The sequence below is a fragment of the Pseudoxanthomonas sp. PXM02 genome (genome assembly GCF_014851805.1).
Lineage (GTDB): Bacteria > Pseudomonadota > Gammaproteobacteria > Xanthomonadales > Xanthomonadaceae > Pseudoxanthomonas_A.
The window spans coordinates 39,157-54,876 of record NZ_JACVAK010000002.1 but is presented as its reverse complement, the minus strand read 5'-3'; the positions used below and the strand labels follow the sequence as shown (position 1 = coordinate 54,876).

Below are 15,720 nucleotides of genomic sequence, written 5' to 3'. Positions count from 1 at the left end.
CTAGCACAAGGCCCGGAGGCCACCCCCTGCCGAAGGTCAGGCGGCCCGCGCCAGGGCCGGCACGCGAACCCGGACCCGCCTTGCCTGGGGCGAACGACGACGCCGGGCCATCCGGGATCCCATCCAGCCGGCCGGCAGGCGGAACCGGTGCAGCGCCCACCACGCCATCGCCGGCATGCCCACCAGCCAGAGGGGCAACCAGCCGAGCGCCTCGGTGCTGGCCCGGGCCAACGGCACCAGCAGCACCAGCGCCAATCCCGTCAGCACGATCCGGCGCAGCACCCGGTCCAGTGCTGCGTCGGGCAGATCGCGGGAAGCGGTACGGGTCACGGACAAGGGCGCGATGGACATGGCGGAGAGTTCCTGTGAGGTGATGTCGGTACGACGTCACAGTCGCGCACGCGCATCTCACGGGTTGCGACTTCCCCGGTTAACATCGCCATCGCATCCTGATGACTAGCGTGTCCGTATGACGGGGAAGAAGGAGTTCCACATGCCCATGCTGCTGTTCACCCGTGTGGCCCGAATCGCCCTGTTCGCATGCGTGCTGGTCCTGCTAACTGGCTGTGCCAGCCGTGGTGGCGTGCAGGCACCCCCGGATGCCGTCGACCTGCCGCGTTTCATGGGCACGTGGCATGTGATCGCACACATCCCCTACTTCGCCGAACGCGGTCACGTGACTGCACGTTATGAGTACGCCCTGCGCGATACCGACAAGGTCAGCGTCGCCTATCACTACCGCGAGGGTTTTGCCGCCGCCGAGCAACTGCGCGAGGCGCGTGCGTCGGTGAAGAGCGACTCCGGCAATCGCGAATGGACGCTGTGGTTCGTCGGCGTGGTGCCGGCAAAGTGGCGCATCGTCGAGATCGCTCCCGACTATTCGTGGGCGCTGGTCGACTATCCCGGTCGCGACATGGGCTGGGTCCTTGCCCGCAACCCGGTGATGGACGATGCGCAGTATCAGGACCTGGTGAGGCGCGCCCGCGACCACGGCATCAACGCCCGCCAGCTGGTCCGCGTACCGCAGCTGCCGGAACAGGTCGGCAAGCCGGGATTCGGGGAGCCGAAAGGGCCGTGACGGCCCTGGCCGACGAGGGCCTCAGGAGAACAGCAACGATGAGGCGCTGCTTCGTCCGGATCGCGGCGATGGCAGTGTGCACGTGGCTGCCGTGCGCGCATGCAGCTGACGTGGCCGTTCCGGCCTTCGATGGCCATCTCCTTGGATCTGACGTCGGCGAATGGATCGGCAGACTCGAGTACGTGGCGCGTGATGGTGCGCGACAGACGGTCCTGGAGGAAAACATCCTAGGCATCGTCAAGGACGCTTCGGGCGTCTTCGCCATCGGTGGCCTGGCGCATATGTCGACCAACAGGGGTGCCATTTACCGAATCGATCGGCGCAATGACGGCACTCTGAGCGCCGGCGTGCTTCTCACGCTGGCGGGTGCACCCTCGCAGGTCAGGACCTACTCGGACGGCACCGCGGATTTCCTGGTATTCGAGGGATGGACTGGCAACCGCAAGCATTTCCGCTGCTACCGCCTGGCGAACGCCCTGGTCGAGCCTGCGAACACCTGCGAACCACCCCGATAGCCCGTTACTTCTTCTCGTAGTTCGACAGCGCCAGCTCCAGCAGCGCCTTCGCCTGCTCGCGCAGCACGGCGGGTTCAACGATCTCGGCGTCGGCCCCGTAGTGCAGGATGTCCATCAGCAGTTCGCGCGAGACGCTGTAGGGGATCTTCAGTTCATAGCGACCATCGGACAGGTGCCGCCCCTGCTGCTTGGAATGCCACTGCTCGTCGGCAACCCAACGCGCGGCCTTGGCGCTGAACAGGATCGTCGCCCAGCCTTTCGGTTCACCCGAGAAGATGCCGTAGCTCGACGCCAGGTGCTGATTCAACTCCTCGTTGGGCAGGTCGCGCGCGAGTTCCTCGCCCAGCCGCGCATTGCCCACGCGGTCCACGGCGAAGCTGCGCAGCGCGTTGCGCTCGTGATCCCACGCATCCAGGTACCAGTTGTCGCGGTAGTGGGTGATGCGCTGCGGCGAGACCGTGCGTTTGGTCCGCTCGTCCGTGGAGCGCGCGCGGTACTCGAACTGCAGCTGCTTCCGCTCCAATACGGCGGACGCGACGGTGCGGAAGCTGGCTTCGTCCAGCTTGCGGCCGCGGTGCGGGATGACGCGCACGCGGTCGACCGGCCACTGGTCAACGCCGGCATGATCGGCCAGCAGGCCCTCGATGCGTTTCTGCAGCGGTGCCAGCGCACCGGACAGCACGCCGCCGCCCGTGCGCACCAGCAGCTGCTGCGCCGCCAGCAGGGCATACAGCTCTTCCGAACTCAGCCACAGGCCGGGCAGTTCGAAGCGCTCGCTTTCGGCCGCGTGGTAACGGAAGCCCGCCTCGCCATCGCCCTCGATCGGCGCCATCAGCGCGTCGCGCAGGTAGGCCAGGTCGCGGTAGACCGTGGCGCGGGAACAGCCCAGTTCTTCCTGCAGGCGCTTCACGGTGACCGGATAGCGGGCCGCCTTCAGGATGCGGTGCAAGGCGGTAATGCGTTCGATCTTGTCCATGGGCGGCACGGCAGGGGGCGTGCACCGATTATCACCGACGGGTGGCCGTTTTCGTCGCTCGCCCGCCGTTCGAACAGATACAGGGGACCTGCGCCGACGGCGTCTTGGGCCCGTGCGGTGCCTGGTGTTGCGGCGTGTCCTCGCCGCCGCCGCGCCCTCAACGCACGGACCCAAGACGCTGCTGCTTTCCGTATCGCCGACGTCGCGCGTAGCGTGACTGCGTCGCGATACGGGAACCCCCCTGCCATGCATGTAGATGCGCCGACGCCGCACCCGCTGGGGTCGGTGCCGGTGGATGACATCGAATGCTTCCGCTCATGGGGATCTACCGCCCCCGCGGCGCCGTGACACATCGTGATGTGATGGCGATCCTTGTCCGGCCCCGTCGCCGTGGCAGAATGCATGTCGCAAACCTGAATCGGAACAAGCACTTGGGTTGTGACCCTGACGGCCGCCGCCTACCATGTAACCGATTACACCCCTCTCCCCAGAGACACGCCATGCCCCGCCGGATGCCCCCCTCCCTGCTCGCCCTTGCCCTGCTGGCCGGCGGCGCGACCCAGGCACAGGCCACCGAGGTCCTGCTGCCGCGCAACGACAAGGTCGACACCCCCGCGGCGGGCAAGGGATTCGGCAAACAGGACGGCTTGGTGGTTCCCGTAGTGGCCATGGCAGTGCGCCCGATTCCCGAAGCCCCCCCGGCACCGCCGCCGCCCGCACCGCCCGTACCGAAGTTGACTGGTGGCGGTGAGCTGGGATTCGCGGCAGCGAGCGGCAACAGCAACAACGAAAGCTTCAACGGACGGCTCGACCTCACCTATACCGATGGCGCCGCGTGGCGTCACAGCGCCAGCCTGTTCGGCCTGCATTCGCGCTCCGAGTACACGCGCACACAGGACGACGGTAGCGTGGTCCGCGATCGCCGGACGACGGCGAACCGCTACACGGTGACCGCCAACAGCGCCTATCTGATGGACGATCGCGGCACGCTCAACACCTCGGTCCGCCATGAGGAAGACGATTTCGGCACCTACAGCCGGCAGCAGTCGGTCAGCCTCAGCTACGGCAACCGCGTGGTCGAGAACGAACGCGCGCACCTCGACCTGCAGGTCGGTCCCGGTTTCCGCCGTGCCTACGACACGGTGGACGGCCGCAGCGAAGCCAGCTTCATCGGCCGCGGCCTGATCGACATGCGCTACGCGCTCAGCGAGAACACCGAGATTGTCAACAAGCTGCTGATCGAATCGGGCGAGTACAACACGTTCGCGCAGAACGACCTGGGCGTGTCGGTGACGATGAATTCGCACCTCGCGCTGAAGGCCGGCTGGCAGGCGCGCCACAACAGCGATGTCGCGCCCGACATCAAGAAGACCGACACCCTGACCACGATGAACGTGGTCTACCGGTTCAAGTAAGCGCGCTCGCGCAGGCTCGGCGCGCGGCACTCAGGCGAGGAACGCGCCCGCGCCCTGTTCCAGCAGCTGTGCGGCGACGCGACGGCCGAGCGCCTCGGGGTCCGCGCCCGGCCCACGGGCTTCGGCGCGCAGCACCTGTCCGTCCGCGGCCGATCCCACCAGTCCCGACAACACGAGATCATCGCCGGCACGCTGTGCGAACGCGGCCACGGGAACGTGGCAGCTGCCATGCAGCGCGCGGTTCATCGCCCGCTCGGCCTCCACGCAGACGCGCGTGGCGGCGTCATCCAGCACCACGAACAACGCATGCGTCGCCTGGTCCTCGGCACGACACTCGACCGCGACCGCGCCTTGGGCCGGGGCCGGCAGCCAGTCCGGCGCATCCAGCCGGGAACGGATGCGCGACTCGAAACCGAGCCGCTGCAACCCCGCACAGGCAAGGACGATGGCGTCGTATTCACCCGCATCCAGCTTCGCCAGGCGCGTGTTGACGTTGCCGCGCAGGTCGAGCAGTTCGAGGTCGGGCCTCAGCGCGCGCAGCTGTGCCTGACGACGCAACGAAGAGGTGCCCACGCGCGCGCCTTGCGGCAATGCCGCGACATCGGCGAACCGGTTGGACACGAACGCGTCGGCGGGATCGGCGCGCGTCAGGATGGCCGGCAGGGCGAACGGGCCTTCCAGTTCCATCGGCACGTCCTTCAGCGAATGCACCGCGCAATCGGCTTCGCCGCGCAGCATCGCCAGCTCGAGTTCCTTCAGGAACAGACCCTTGCCGCCGATCGCAGCCAGCGAACGGTCGAGCACTTCATCGCCTCGGGTGCTCATCGGCACCAGTTCGACGACCAGGCCCGGATGGGCGGCTCGCAGGCGGTCGGCGACATGTTCGCTCTGCCAGAGGGCGAGCGGGCTCTTGCGGGTGGCGATGCGCAGCGTGGTCATGCGGGCATTATCCCGCATGCCACCGCATCCGCGGCGATCAGAGCGCCTTGACGGTCTCGCGCAGGCCCGCCACGCAGCGTCGGCTGACTTCCAGGGGCACCTTGCCGTGGCGCAGGATGGCCTGCACGTGGCCGTCGCCGACGCGCTTGATCTCGACCAGTTCGTGCCGCGCCACCAGGCAGTTGCGATGGATGCGTACGAAGCGGCCGCCGAACTCCTCTTCCAGCGACTTCAGCGACTCCTCGATCAGGTCCTCGCCGCGCGCGTGGTGCACCACCACGTACTTCTCTTCCGCCTGCAGGTAGTGCACCTCGTCCACCGGAATCAGCCGCAGGCTGCCACGCAGGCGTGCGCACAGGTGGGTGCGCGGCTGGCTGCTCGATGTCGCGGGCGGATGGTTCTCGCGCCCGGCGATGAAGGTGCGCGCGCGTTCCAGCGCCGCCGCCAGGCGTTCGGGCCGGATCGGCTTCATCAGGTAATCGATGGCGGCCGCCTCGAAGGCGGACAGCGCGTGTTCGTCGTAGGCCGTGCAGAACACCACCGCCGGACGCGGATCGAACGCCGCCAGGTGGCGTGCCGCCTCCAGGCCGTCCACGCCGGGCATGGCGATGTCGAGCAACACCATGTCGGGGCGGTGTTGCGAACAGGCCTGCAGCGCATCGAGGCCGTTCTCGGCCTCGGCGACCACTTCGATGCCGGGATGCTCGGCGAGCAGCGCGCGCAGGCGCTCGCGGGCCAGGGATTCGTCGTCGGCGATGACCACTTTCACGGCAAAGGCGTCCTCGGTGAACGTTGGCGTGATCCCCCGTGGCCTAGGGTACCCATGGCGACGCCATGCGTCATCCACCGGGGGGCGCGTGGGGATTACAACGCAAATCGCCCCGCCATCCAGTCACCCAGGTCACGGATTTCCTCCGCACAGACCTGGTGCGCCATCGGATAGCGGTGCCACTGCACATCGAAGCCCAGGTCGCCCAGTACGCGTGCGCTCTGTTCGGCATGGACCAGCGGGATCACCGGATCGCCCATGCCATGCGCCATGAAGACCGGTTGCGCGGTCGCCACCTGTACCACCTGGCCCGCCGCCTGCGTGGCGCCCGGCAGGTAGGTCGACAACGCGATGAGCCCTGCCAGCGGTACCTCCCGACGCAGGCCGGCCGCCAGGGTAACCGCCCCGCCCTGCGAGAAGCCCGCCAGCAATAGGCGTTCCGGCGCGATGCCGCGCGCCTGCTCGCGTGCGATCAGCGCCTCCACCTGGACGATGGATTCCTCGATGCCCGCGCTGTCCGCACGGGTCGGGAAGTCCATGCCCACGATGTCGTACCACGCGCGCATGCGCACGCCGTTGTTGATGGTCACCGCACGAACGGGGGCATGCGGGAACACGAAGCGCAGCGCCGGCCAACCAGGCCGCACCAGTTCGGGCACGAGCGGCGCGAAGTCATGGCCATCGGCGCCCAGCCCGTGCAGCCACAACACGGACCACTGCGGCGCCGGGCCGGTTTCCTGTTCGACGGTGTCGAGGATGGTGGAAGCGAGGGAAGTCGTCATGCCGCCATTCTCGCCGCAGACGCCCGCAGACACCACTCAGCCGCCGCGTGCGTCTTCCGTCGGCAACCGGAACCGCACCGTGCGGCTCGATGCATGCGCCTGGCCGGTGGCTTCGAAGCGCCAGCGTTGTGCCACGGCGATCGCCGACGCATCGAACATGCCGCCCGCCGTCGAGGACACCAGACGTACGTCGCGCACGCTGCCATCCGGCTGGATGGTGAAGGCCACTTCCGCCTGTCCCTCGACGCGCGCACGCAGCGCCGGCAACGGGTAGCGAGGCTGGGCGTCCTGCAGCAACCGTGGGGTACGCGGACCCTGCACGACGCGGGACGCAACAGGGACGGCGGGCGGCCTCGCCTCTTCCTGCGCCACCATCGCAGGCGCCGATGGCGGCGCGGTCGTTTGTACGGATTCGTTCACGGCAGCCATCGTTGCTGCCGGCGCATTGGCGGGCGCCGCCACGGCCCGCACTGGCGCTGCCGCAGGAGCAGCGACGGATGGCGTGGCTTCCATGGCAGCCACGGCCTGTGCGGCCTGCGCGCGCACCAGGGCCGCCACCTCCGCACGCAGTCTCGGCAGCGCGGGCGTCTGCGCATCGATGCGCTCGATCAGGCCCTGCAGACGCGACGCTTCCTGCGCATCGCCTCGCGCGATCGCCTGCTCGGTGGCGATCAGCACGTAAGGCTGCAGTTCGGCCAACGCCGCCTGTGCACGTGCCTGCTCCGCCCCCTGGGCGCGGGCGGCGAGATAGTGCTCGACCGCGTTGTCGCCGGCAGGGGACAGCATCCGGTTATCGGACAGGGCCCGCGTCGCCCGTTCGTACGGCGTCGCGGACGCAGTTTCGGCGCCCTTTTCCACCGGCCCCGCGGGCAAGACGCCCTCTTGCACGCCAGCCGCAGGGGCCGATGCATCACCGCAGGCCGTCACGCACAGCGCGATCCCCATTCCCACCCACATCCACGTCGTTTTCATGAAGCCCCCTGTCTTGCGGCCGGCAAGCCTAGGCGGCGTTCATGACGGGGGTGCGTCAGCCCTCGGCCCGCACCGTGTCGGTGCGCCCCTGTCCGGCGGAACCCGGGAGACGGAGGGCGCGGCCGAACCCCATGCCACGCAAGGCATTTCCCGCGAAAAGGCAGGAATCGTTTACACACCTGCTCATCACCCGCGCAGCGGAAAACTTCAGGTAAAGTGCGGGAATAACAGGGCGATGCCACGATGCATCGCCACGCTTCGGGGGCGGCTTAGCAGGGAATGCCGTAGCGAACCCGGTCCATCTGGCGGCAACCGTTCTTTGGGGAAGAACCGACCGTGAGGCCCACTGCTATCGCCATGCCCTCGTACATCGCCGATGGCGAACACGACGTGTCCTGGGTCATCGACCACAGCGACAACGCCATCGTCGTCTGCGACGATGCCGCGCGCATCACCTGGATCAACCAGGGCTTCACGCGCATGTTCGGTTACACGCAGGAAGACGCCGTCGGGCATCGGCCCAGCGACTTCCTGGCAGGCCCGCATACGGATCCCGAAACAGTGGAATGGGTGCGCGGGCAGTTGCACACGCAGCAGGGCTACCGCACCGAGCTGCTCGTGTACGCCAAGAATGGCGTGCCGCTGTGGATCTCCGCCGTGGTCAACCCGGTCTTCGATCCCGAGCGCAACGTCCGCTATCTGCTTGGCGTCTATACGGACATCACCCACAGCAAGCTGCACGAAGAGATGCACCGCAAGGTGCTGAGCGCGATCGTCCGCGAGCAACCGCTGCAGGAAGTGCTGACCCTGATCTGCCGCGAGGTCGAGAAGGTCATGCCGGAGGCGGTGGCCTCGGTGATCGGCGTCGACGACTACGGCCGCCTGCGCGCACTCGCATCGCCCAGCCTGCCCGACCACATCGCCTCCGTGATCGACGGCGAGCTGGCCGGCCCGATGGTGGGCGCCTGCGGCTCGGCCGCGTGGAGCGGGCAGCCGGTCGAGTGCCGCGACATCGAACGCGATCCGCGCTGGCAATCGCACAACGCGCCGTTCCTCGCACTCGGCATCCGCGCGTGCTGGTCCAGCCCGGTCAAGGGCAACGACGGGCGCGTGCTGGGTACGTTCGCGCTGTATTACTGGGAAAACCGCGCACCGGACGAATTCCACCTGCGCGTGGTCGACGTCTGCCTGCATCTGTGCGCACTGGCGATGGAACGCGAGCGCGCCCGCGCGCGGATGCACCAGCTGTCATTCTTCGACACGCTCACCGGCCTGCCCAACCGTGCGCTGTTCAACAGCAAGGTCGAGCAGATGCTGCTGGGCGCTGCACGCCGCGACAGCCATGTGGCATTGCTGTTCGTCGACATCGACCGGTTCAAGATCGTCAACGATACCCAGGGCCATACCGCAGGCGACATGCTGCTGCGCGAACTCGCCAAACGGTTGGGCAACGAGTTGCGCGAGGGCGATGTGGTGGCGCGGCTGGCCGGCGACGAGTTCGTGCTCGCGATTCCGGACCGCACGGCGGAGGAAGCCGCCAACCTCGCCGATCGCCTGATGGCGCGCCTGTCGGAGCCGGTCAACGCCGGCCGGATGATGCTGACGCCGCAGGCCAGCGTCGGCGTGGCCATGTTCCCGGCCGATGGCTGGGATGTCGATTCGCTGGTGCGTCACGCCGATATCGCCATGTACCGCGCCAAGTCGGAAGGTGGCGGTCGCATCGTGTTCTACAGCCTGGAAATGAACCAGGCGATGCAGGAGCGCCTGGCGCTGGAGAACGCGCTGCGCGAGGCCGTTCGCAGCGGCCAGTTGCGGCTGCACTACCAGCCGCAGGTCGGGCTGGAAGACGGCGCCCCGCTGCATGGCGTCGAGGCGCTGCTGCGCTGGCGGCATCCGGAAATCGGCGAGATATCGCCGGCGACCTTCGTGCCGATGGCCGAGGAATGCGGCCTGATCGATGAACTCGGCCGCTGGACGCTGGAAGAGGCCTGCACCCAGATGGCGGACTGGCGTCGCCGCGGCGTTCCGGTGCCTCGCGTATCGGTCAACCTGTCGGCGATCAACTTCGAACAGCAGGACCTGCCGACCTTCATCGGCAACGTGCTTGGCAAGTGCGGGCTGTCGCCGGACGAACTGATGGTGGAAGTGACCGAGAGCGTCATGCTGGCGGAGAAACCGGAAGTGCTCGCCAACATCGATGCGATCCACCGGATGGGCGTGAGTCTGTCGATCGACGACTTCGGTACCGGCTACTCGAGCCTCAGCCATTTGCACCGGTTGCCGATCAGCGAACTGAAGCTGGACATGAGCTTCGTGCGCGATCTGGAACACAGCGAATCCGCACGGGCACTGACCACCTCGATCCTGCGCATCGGCGAAAGCCTGGCGCTGAAGGTGGTGGCGGAAGGCGTGGAGAACGCCGCACAGCGGGCTGTCCTCGCTTCGCTCAAGTGCGATGTGCTGCAGGGCTATTACGTGTCGCGCCCCTTGTCGCCGCACTCGCTGGAGCGCTGGGTCAACCTGCAACGACCGGTGGAGTGACCGACGGGCAACGGCTGCCTTCCAGCAGGAAGGCGAGCGCTTCGCCACACGGCGCCGCCACCCGGAACGCCAGCAGATCGTCGGCACGCGTTCGCCCCAGGCTGACTGCGGCTACCGAAACGCCGCGACGCACGGCGGCATGCACGAAACGCAGGCCCGAATAGACCATCAGCGACGAGCCGACCACCAGCATCGCATCGGCACGATTGAGATGATCCATCGCGGTATCGACGCGCGCGCGCGGCACGTTCTCGCCGAAGAACACCACGTCGGGTTTCAGCCGCCCACCACATATCTCGCAGGTGGGGATGTGGAATCCGCTGAAGTCCCTGCCATCCAGGTCGGCATCGCCATCCGGCGCAGCGCCAGCGTCCAGCGATACCCATGCCGGGTTCGCCTGCTCCAGGCGCACCTGCAACGCCGCGCGCGAGGACCGCGTTCCGCACTCCAGGCAGATGACCCCGTCGAGTCTGCCGTGCAGGTCGATCACCGACTCGCTGCCCGCGACCTGGTGCAGGCCGTCGACGTTCTGCGTCAGCAGCAGTTCGCAACGGCCCTGGCTCTCCAGCGCCGCGAGTGCACGGTGCGCCGCATTCGGTTGCGCAGCGGCTACGCGTGGCCAGCCGAGCAGGCTGCGTGCCCAGTAGCGTTGGCGCGTGAGGAGATCACCGACGAAGGCCTGATAGGTCACGGGCGGCGTGCGCTTCCACGCGCCCTCTTCGTCACGATAGTCGGGAATGCCCGACGCGGTACTGCAACCCGCCCCGGTCAGCACGAACAGGCGGCCATGCGCCGCCATGAAATCCTCGAGTCTCGTATCGCTCATGCGGGCAGCATAAGCCATGCCGCCCGTCGCGTGACTCAGGGCCGGGGAGCCGGACAGTAGCCGCGCAGGTAATCCATGTGCGCCGGCATGCGCTGCACAGTGGCCAGCACGTTGCTACGGATCTCGTCGAGAAAGTGCTGCAGTTCCGCTGGCGACACGGCGTCGGCAGTCGGGTGATAGCGCTTCGGCATGATGCCCTGACCCATCATCACCTGGATCCAGGAGTTCTCGCCGAACAGTTCGCCCGGCACGTGGAACACGGTGCCGGTTTCGCGGAACAGTTCAATGCGATGGCGCAGCGTGGCGGGAATCTCCATCTCCGCGATCTCACGCCAGTACGGCGAGTCCCGCCGGTCGCTGAGGTGGTAGTGCATCACCACGAAGTCGCGCACGTGCTGCAGTTCCTCATCCAGGCGCGCGTTGTACTCATCGATGGCGGGCTGCGTGATCACCTGCGGGAAGTTCTGCAGCAGGTGCACAATGCCGCGCTGGATCAGGTGGATCGTGGTCGACTCCAACGGCTCGATGAAGCTGCCGGCCAGGCCCAGCGCCACACAGTTCTTCGCCCAGCACTGCTGTCGCTGGCCAGGTTTGAACCGGATCGGCCAAGGCTGCTTGATGACCTCGCCTTCCACGCTCGACAGAAACTGCTCGCGCGCTTCGTCATCGCTGATGTGCCGGCTGGAGTAGACGATGCCGTTGCCGACCCGGTGCTGCAGTGGAATGCGCCACTGCCAGCCGGCCGTACCGGCGATCGCGCGCGTGTACGGAACCGCGTCGCGCACGGCGGTGGTCTGGGTCGCCAGCGCGCTGTCGTTGAACAGCCAGTGCGACCAGTCGGTAAAACCCACGCCCAGCGTCTTGCCGATCAACAGCGCACGGAAGCCGGTGCAGTCGATGAAGAAATCGGCCTCGAGCGTGTCGCCGTTCTCCATCTTCAGCGCGGTGATGTAGCCTGACTCCGCGTCGGCCAGTACATCCACGATCTTGCCCTCCACACGCCGGGTACCGTGGCGCCCGCTGAATTCCCGTAGGAACTTCGCATAGAGGCTGGCATCCATGTGGTACGCGTAGTTCGTGCCGCTGCGCGGCAGGTGCGCGAAGCGGTCCTGCAGTGCCGCCTTCAGTTCGAGGCAATAGTCTTCGTAACCACTGGCATAGCCTTCGTTCCGCCCCCTGAGCCAGAAGTGCTGGAAGCCGGTCGCTCCACGATCCCTGCCACTGAATCCAAAGGAATGGATGTAGCGATGGCCCGTCTCCAGCCAGTTCTCGAACGAAATGCCGAGCTTGATCGTGCCCTGCACCGCCGACATGAACGCCTGCTCGTTGATGTCGATCATCCGGTGGAAGCTGATCAGGGTGGGAATGGTGGCTTCGCCCACGCCCACGGTCCCGATTTCCTCGGACTCCACCAGGGTGATATCCAGTACTCCGCCAAGCACCTTGGAGATCGCCGCCGCCGCCATCCAGCCCGCGGTACCGCCACCCGCGATGATCACGCGCTTGATCGGCCGGCTGCGGATATCGCGGGTGTCATTGCTCACGGACGGATTCCTAGGTCTGGTTCAGCGGTTGATGCGTTTGAGCAGGCGGGCGCGCAGGTCGCGCGCACGGGCATCGTCAAGCGGTGACAGCACGCGGCGAGCAGGCGCCGGGATATGCGCCGCAGTGTCTTCGTCGGCGTCGAACACGTAGTGCCGGAATACTTCCTTCCAGGTCTCGCGCTCGTGCGGTGGCAGGTCGCGGATGGTCATCAGTGCGTACATCAGCACGTTCATCGGCGTATCCATCCAGCCGGGTGCGTCGCGCCACCAGTAATTGACCAGGACGTTGAACGGTTCAAGTCCCTCCATGTGGTGCCACCACATGCTGGGGATGAACACCGCGTCGCCGGGTTCCAGCTCGGCGACCTGTGCGTGCCGCATGGCATCGGCGAAGCGCGGGAAACGTTCGAGATCCGGCGATGCGAAGTCGACCAGGCTGATTGCCTGGCCCGCAGGCGTGAAATCCAGGGGGCCGATGTACAGGTTGCGCAACTGATCCGGCGGGAACAGCGTTACGCGTCGCCGCCCGGCCACCACGCACGCGATGTTGTCGGGGACGTCCTGGTGGGCGGCAACACGGGTGCGGTTGCCGATCCAGATGCTCGCCAGGGGATCGCGCCCTTCCAGCGGAAGTCCGTTGTCGTCACTGAAGCCCGGCAGCCAGGTATCGAGCGTGGTCGACGCCACGTAGATCATCGGTGCGGATTCGCGCTCCGCGTACTTGAGCAGCGTGTCCAGCACGGTCCGCAGCGGAACCTGTTCCTGACGGACGTTCAGCCCGCTCAGGTCGTCGTTGTAGAACACGCGGCCACCGACCTCGGGCGCGCCGACCGTGGCGACCACCGGCGGTGCATCCACGCGTTCGAAGCCGTGGAGATAGGCCACAGCGGCCTGCATCGATTCGCGAGCAGCCGCGACCATGGGCCAATGCGCCACCAGACCCCGCAGCACCGTCGGTTCGGACGGCGCCTGCAGTGCATGGGTCAGCGCGCCCGGTACATCACCGCGCTGCTCACGGATTGGCCTAGCGTCCGCCAGCACGGCTCCGGTTCATCCTGTCGATCAGGGCACGGAAGTTCGAGATCGAGGCCACGGCCATGAAGATAGGCTCCAGGTGGCCTGCGGCATGCAGCTGACCCAGGGCCACCGCATCGAGACCACGTAGCCGGTCTTCATTGATGGTGTAGTAGCCCGCCAACCGGTTCTGCGACCCATCGTCCAGCTCCACATCGAGCGCGAAGGACTCCAGCAGATCGAGCTCAAGCAGGGCATTGACGAACACCGGCACGCGCTCGAGCCCGTTGTGCAGCGTGAGAAGTACCGACGCGATCCGATCCAGGAATTCGGTATTGCCGCCATGCTCACGGAACAGCGGTTCGCCGGTGGCGCCCCCCACCCTGGGATTGTCCAGGTCGATATGCACGGTCATCTCGTCGCCCCCGCGCCCGATCAGGAACGGTTGCCGTTCGATCGCCAGCGGCAGGTAGTGCGCATCCCAGCGCTCGCCGTCGAGGAACAGGTTCCGTCCCTCCTCGAACCCGAGCAGTGCGACGGGCGACAACACGCCGTGCATGTCCTTGCGGAACACGATGGGATAGTAAGCCTGCAGGTCGCGGAACTCGGCAGGGAACGTGGCGGCGAATCCGACATCGTCACCCAGCTGCGCACTGCGCCGGGTGTCGATCCGCAGATCCTTGTGATCGATGTTGTTGACCTGGGCGTGTCGGGGCATCGTTGGGCTGTCCTAGATGCGCGGCATTCCGCGCGTCATCACATGATCGAGCATCTCGCGATGCCCAGGCAATGCCGACAGCATCTTCCGCGCGATGTCTGCGGATTCCTGGAAGTACGCTTCGGAGCGCCGGACATCATCCATGCGCCGCGTGGTCGGCCTGGCTTCCGGCGCGAACCCCATGCCATAGAGGATGAACTGGTAGCTCGCCGAGGGGAACACTTCCTCGACCCGGTTGAGGTCGTACCGCGAAGGCGGCTGGTGACGCCAGAACTCAAGCAGGTCGCGCAGACGGTCGGGGATCGTTTCGAGCCTGCGGTTGTCGCGCCAGTACGCGCTGTCGTCCCGTTTGCTCAGGACGTAGTGCAACTTCAGGAAATCGACGATGCGGTCCCAGCGATAGCTGAAGGTGTCGTTGTAGCGCCTGGCGACGATGTCCACGGCGGCTCGCGTGGCGGGCATCTGGTCGGCAAGCATGCCCGCCGCGAGTTCCACCATGACCAGTGAAGACGCCTCGAGCGGCTCCATGAAGCCACTGGAGAGCCCGATCGCCACGCAGTTCCGGTGCCAGGCACCGCGCCTGAAGCCGGGTCGGATCACGATCTTCGGCAGCGATTCGATGTCCTGCTCGCGGCCGCCCGTCGCCACGATGTAGCGGCGCAATGCGGCCTCGGCAGCGTCGTCGCTGGTGTGGGTGCTGGAGTAGACATGACCGATGCCGCGCCGGCTCTGCAGCCCGATGTCCCAGATCCAGCCGGCTTCCTGCGCCGTGGAGATGGTCTGACACGCGATTTCCACGCTGCGATCTACATACGGCACGCGCGTCGCAATGGCGCGGTCGTTGAACAGCACATCCTTCTGCGATTCGATCTCGACGCCGTAGTGCTGGCCGATCAGCAGCGCGCGCATGCCGCTGCAATCCACGAACAGATCGCCGTCGATCGCACCGTGTTCCCGCGTGCGTAGCGCGGCGATATCGCCGTTCTCATGGGTGTCCACGCCCACCATGTGGTCGGACACATGGCGCACGCCGAGCTTCTCGACGCAATGCCGGCGCATGAACACGCCCAGCTTCGCCGCATCCAGGTGGTAAGCGTAGTTGGCGACGGATGCCCATTCCGGCGTGGCGAACTGCTTGGGTGATTTCCCCGCCTCGCACAGATGCGCCTGGAAACATGTCAGCATGCTGAAAGGCACCTCGCGATGCGCCATCCAGCCGGTCGCAAGATGGGTCTCCAGGAATCCCGGCGGCAGCACGAACGGATGATGGTAGTAGTCGCCATCGACCTCTTCGCGCCAGCGGACGAACTTGGATCCCTGCTTGAAGGCCGCATCGCATTCGCGGATGAAGGCCGTCTCGCTGACGCCGGTTCTGCGCAAGGTATCGCGCATCGTCGGCCACGTGCCTTCGCCCACACCGACGGTCGCCACCTCCGGCGACTCGATCAGCGTGATCTTCAGTCCGGTTTCAAGCGCGGACTGATGCTCGGCCGCCAGCACGGCAGCGGTGAGCCAGCCTGCCGAACCGCCTCCGAGGATGACTACATGCCTGACAGGAACATCCACGCCGCCACCTCTTCGTTGCAGTCGCCTGGCCGGACCTGCGAGGTCCGCCCCAAAACCAAAGCCGC

General features: G+C 66.7%; 15 protein-coding genes. 4 read left to right on the top strand and 11 right to left on the bottom strand.

Going from position 1 to position 15,720, the window contains the following annotated elements; translation table 11 throughout:
• Positions 1 to 36: 36 nt before the first annotated feature.
• A complete protein-coding gene (locus tag IB225_RS09015) occupies positions 37 to 336 on the bottom strand; it encodes a hypothetical protein (protein WP_192311838.1) in 300 nt (99 codons plus the stop codon).
• Positions 337 to 493: 157 nt separating this feature from the next.
• Between IB225_RS09015 and IB225_RS09010 the strand changes: the two genes are divergently transcribed.
• Both IB225_RS09010 and IB225_RS09005 read left to right on the top strand, forming a co-directional pair.
• Positions 494 to 1,078, top strand: coding sequence for a lipocalin family protein (locus IB225_RS09010; RefSeq protein WP_225583659.1), 585 nt, complete (start codon positions 494 to 496; stop codon positions 1,076 to 1,078).
• The gene (locus IB225_RS09005) at positions 1,075 to 1,593 is read left to right on the top strand and encodes a hypothetical protein (RefSeq protein ID WP_192310943.1); all 519 of its coding nucleotides are present in this window, start codon (positions 1,075 to 1,077) and stop codon (positions 1,591 to 1,593) included. The genes IB225_RS09010 and IB225_RS09005 overlap by 4 nt, the downstream gene beginning before the upstream one ends.
• 4 nt (positions 1,594 to 1,597) lie before the next feature.
• Here IB225_RS09005 and IB225_RS09000 read toward each other — a convergent pair whose 3' ends face one another.
• Complete coding sequence (locus IB225_RS09000) at positions 1,598 to 2,569, bottom strand: YafY family protein (RefSeq protein ID WP_192310942.1); 972 nt, start codon at positions 2,567 to 2,569, stop codon at positions 1,598 to 1,600.
• 668 nt (positions 2,570 to 3,237) lie between these two features.
• Here IB225_RS09000 and IB225_RS08995 point away from each other — a divergent pair.
• Positions 3,238 to 3,984, top strand: coding sequence for a DUF481 domain-containing protein (locus IB225_RS08995; RefSeq protein WP_192311836.1), 747 nt, complete (start codon positions 3,238 to 3,240; stop codon positions 3,982 to 3,984).
• A 30-nt stretch (positions 3,985 to 4,014) separates the two neighbouring features.
• Here IB225_RS08995 and hemC read toward each other — a convergent pair whose 3' ends face one another.
• The 4 genes from hemC to IB225_RS08975 form a co-directional block, all read right to left on the bottom strand.
• On the bottom strand, positions 4,015 to 4,923 hold the full coding sequence (gene hemC, locus IB225_RS08990) for a hydroxymethylbilane synthase (protein ID WP_192310941.1): 909 nt from the start codon (positions 4,921 to 4,923) through the stop codon (positions 4,015 to 4,017).
• Positions 4,924 to 4,960: 37 nt separating this feature from the next.
• The gene (locus IB225_RS08985) at positions 4,961 to 5,692 is read right to left on the bottom strand and encodes a LytTR family DNA-binding domain-containing protein (protein WP_192310940.1); all 732 of its coding nucleotides are present in this window, start codon (positions 5,690 to 5,692) and stop codon (positions 4,961 to 4,963) included.
• Between the two features lie 95 nt (positions 5,693 to 5,787).
• The gene (locus IB225_RS08980; protein WP_192310939.1) at positions 5,788 to 6,474 is read right to left on the bottom strand and encodes an alpha/beta hydrolase; all 687 of its coding nucleotides are present in this window, start codon (positions 6,472 to 6,474) and stop codon (positions 5,788 to 5,790) included.
• Positions 6,475 to 6,510: 36 nt separating this feature from the next.
• Positions 6,511 to 7,260 (bottom strand): energy transducer TonB, encoded by a 750-nt coding sequence (locus IB225_RS08975; protein ID WP_192310938.1) that lies wholly within the window; start codon positions 7,258 to 7,260, stop codon positions 6,511 to 6,513.
• 522 nt (positions 7,261 to 7,782) lie between these two features.
• On the opposite strand from IB225_RS08975, the gene IB225_RS08970 reads away from it, so the two are divergent.
• Positions 7,783 to 9,987 carry an EAL domain-containing protein gene (locus tag IB225_RS08970; protein ID WP_345776600.1) on the top strand — a complete coding sequence of 735 codons (2,205 nt, stop codon included), beginning with the start codon at positions 7,783 to 7,785 and terminating at the stop codon, positions 9,985 to 9,987.
• Here IB225_RS08970 and IB225_RS08965 read toward each other — a convergent pair.
• From IB225_RS08965 to IB225_RS08945, 5 genes are read right to left on the bottom strand one after another with little or no spacing between them, the layout of a single operon-like run.
• Positions 9,962 to 10,813: an NAD-dependent protein deacetylase gene (locus IB225_RS08965; RefSeq protein WP_192310937.1), complete on the bottom strand. Its 852-nt coding sequence runs from the start codon at positions 10,811 to 10,813 to the stop codon at positions 9,962 to 9,964. The genes IB225_RS08970 and IB225_RS08965 overlap by 26 nt on opposite strands.
• 35 nt (positions 10,814 to 10,848) lie before the next feature.
• Positions 10,849 to 12,357 (bottom strand): tryptophan halogenase family protein, encoded by a 1,509-nt coding sequence (locus tag IB225_RS08960; protein WP_345776599.1) that lies wholly within the window; start codon positions 12,355 to 12,357, stop codon positions 10,849 to 10,851.
• Positions 12,358 to 12,378: 21 nt separating this feature from the next.
• A complete protein-coding gene (locus IB225_RS08955) occupies positions 12,379 to 13,377 on the bottom strand; it encodes a cupin-like domain-containing protein (RefSeq protein WP_345776619.1) in 999 nt (332 codons plus the stop codon).
• A gap of 4 nt (positions 13,378 to 13,381) precedes the next feature.
• The gene (locus IB225_RS08950; RefSeq protein ID WP_192310935.1) at positions 13,382 to 14,089 is read right to left on the bottom strand and encodes a SapC family protein; all 708 of its coding nucleotides are present in this window, start codon (positions 14,087 to 14,089) and stop codon (positions 13,382 to 13,384) included.
• A 12-nt stretch (positions 14,090 to 14,101) separates the two neighbouring features.
• Positions 14,102 to 15,655, bottom strand: coding sequence for a tryptophan halogenase family protein (locus tag IB225_RS08945; RefSeq protein ID WP_192310934.1), 1,554 nt, complete (start codon positions 15,653 to 15,655; stop codon positions 14,102 to 14,104).
• Positions 15,656 to 15,720: the final 65 nt, after the last annotated feature.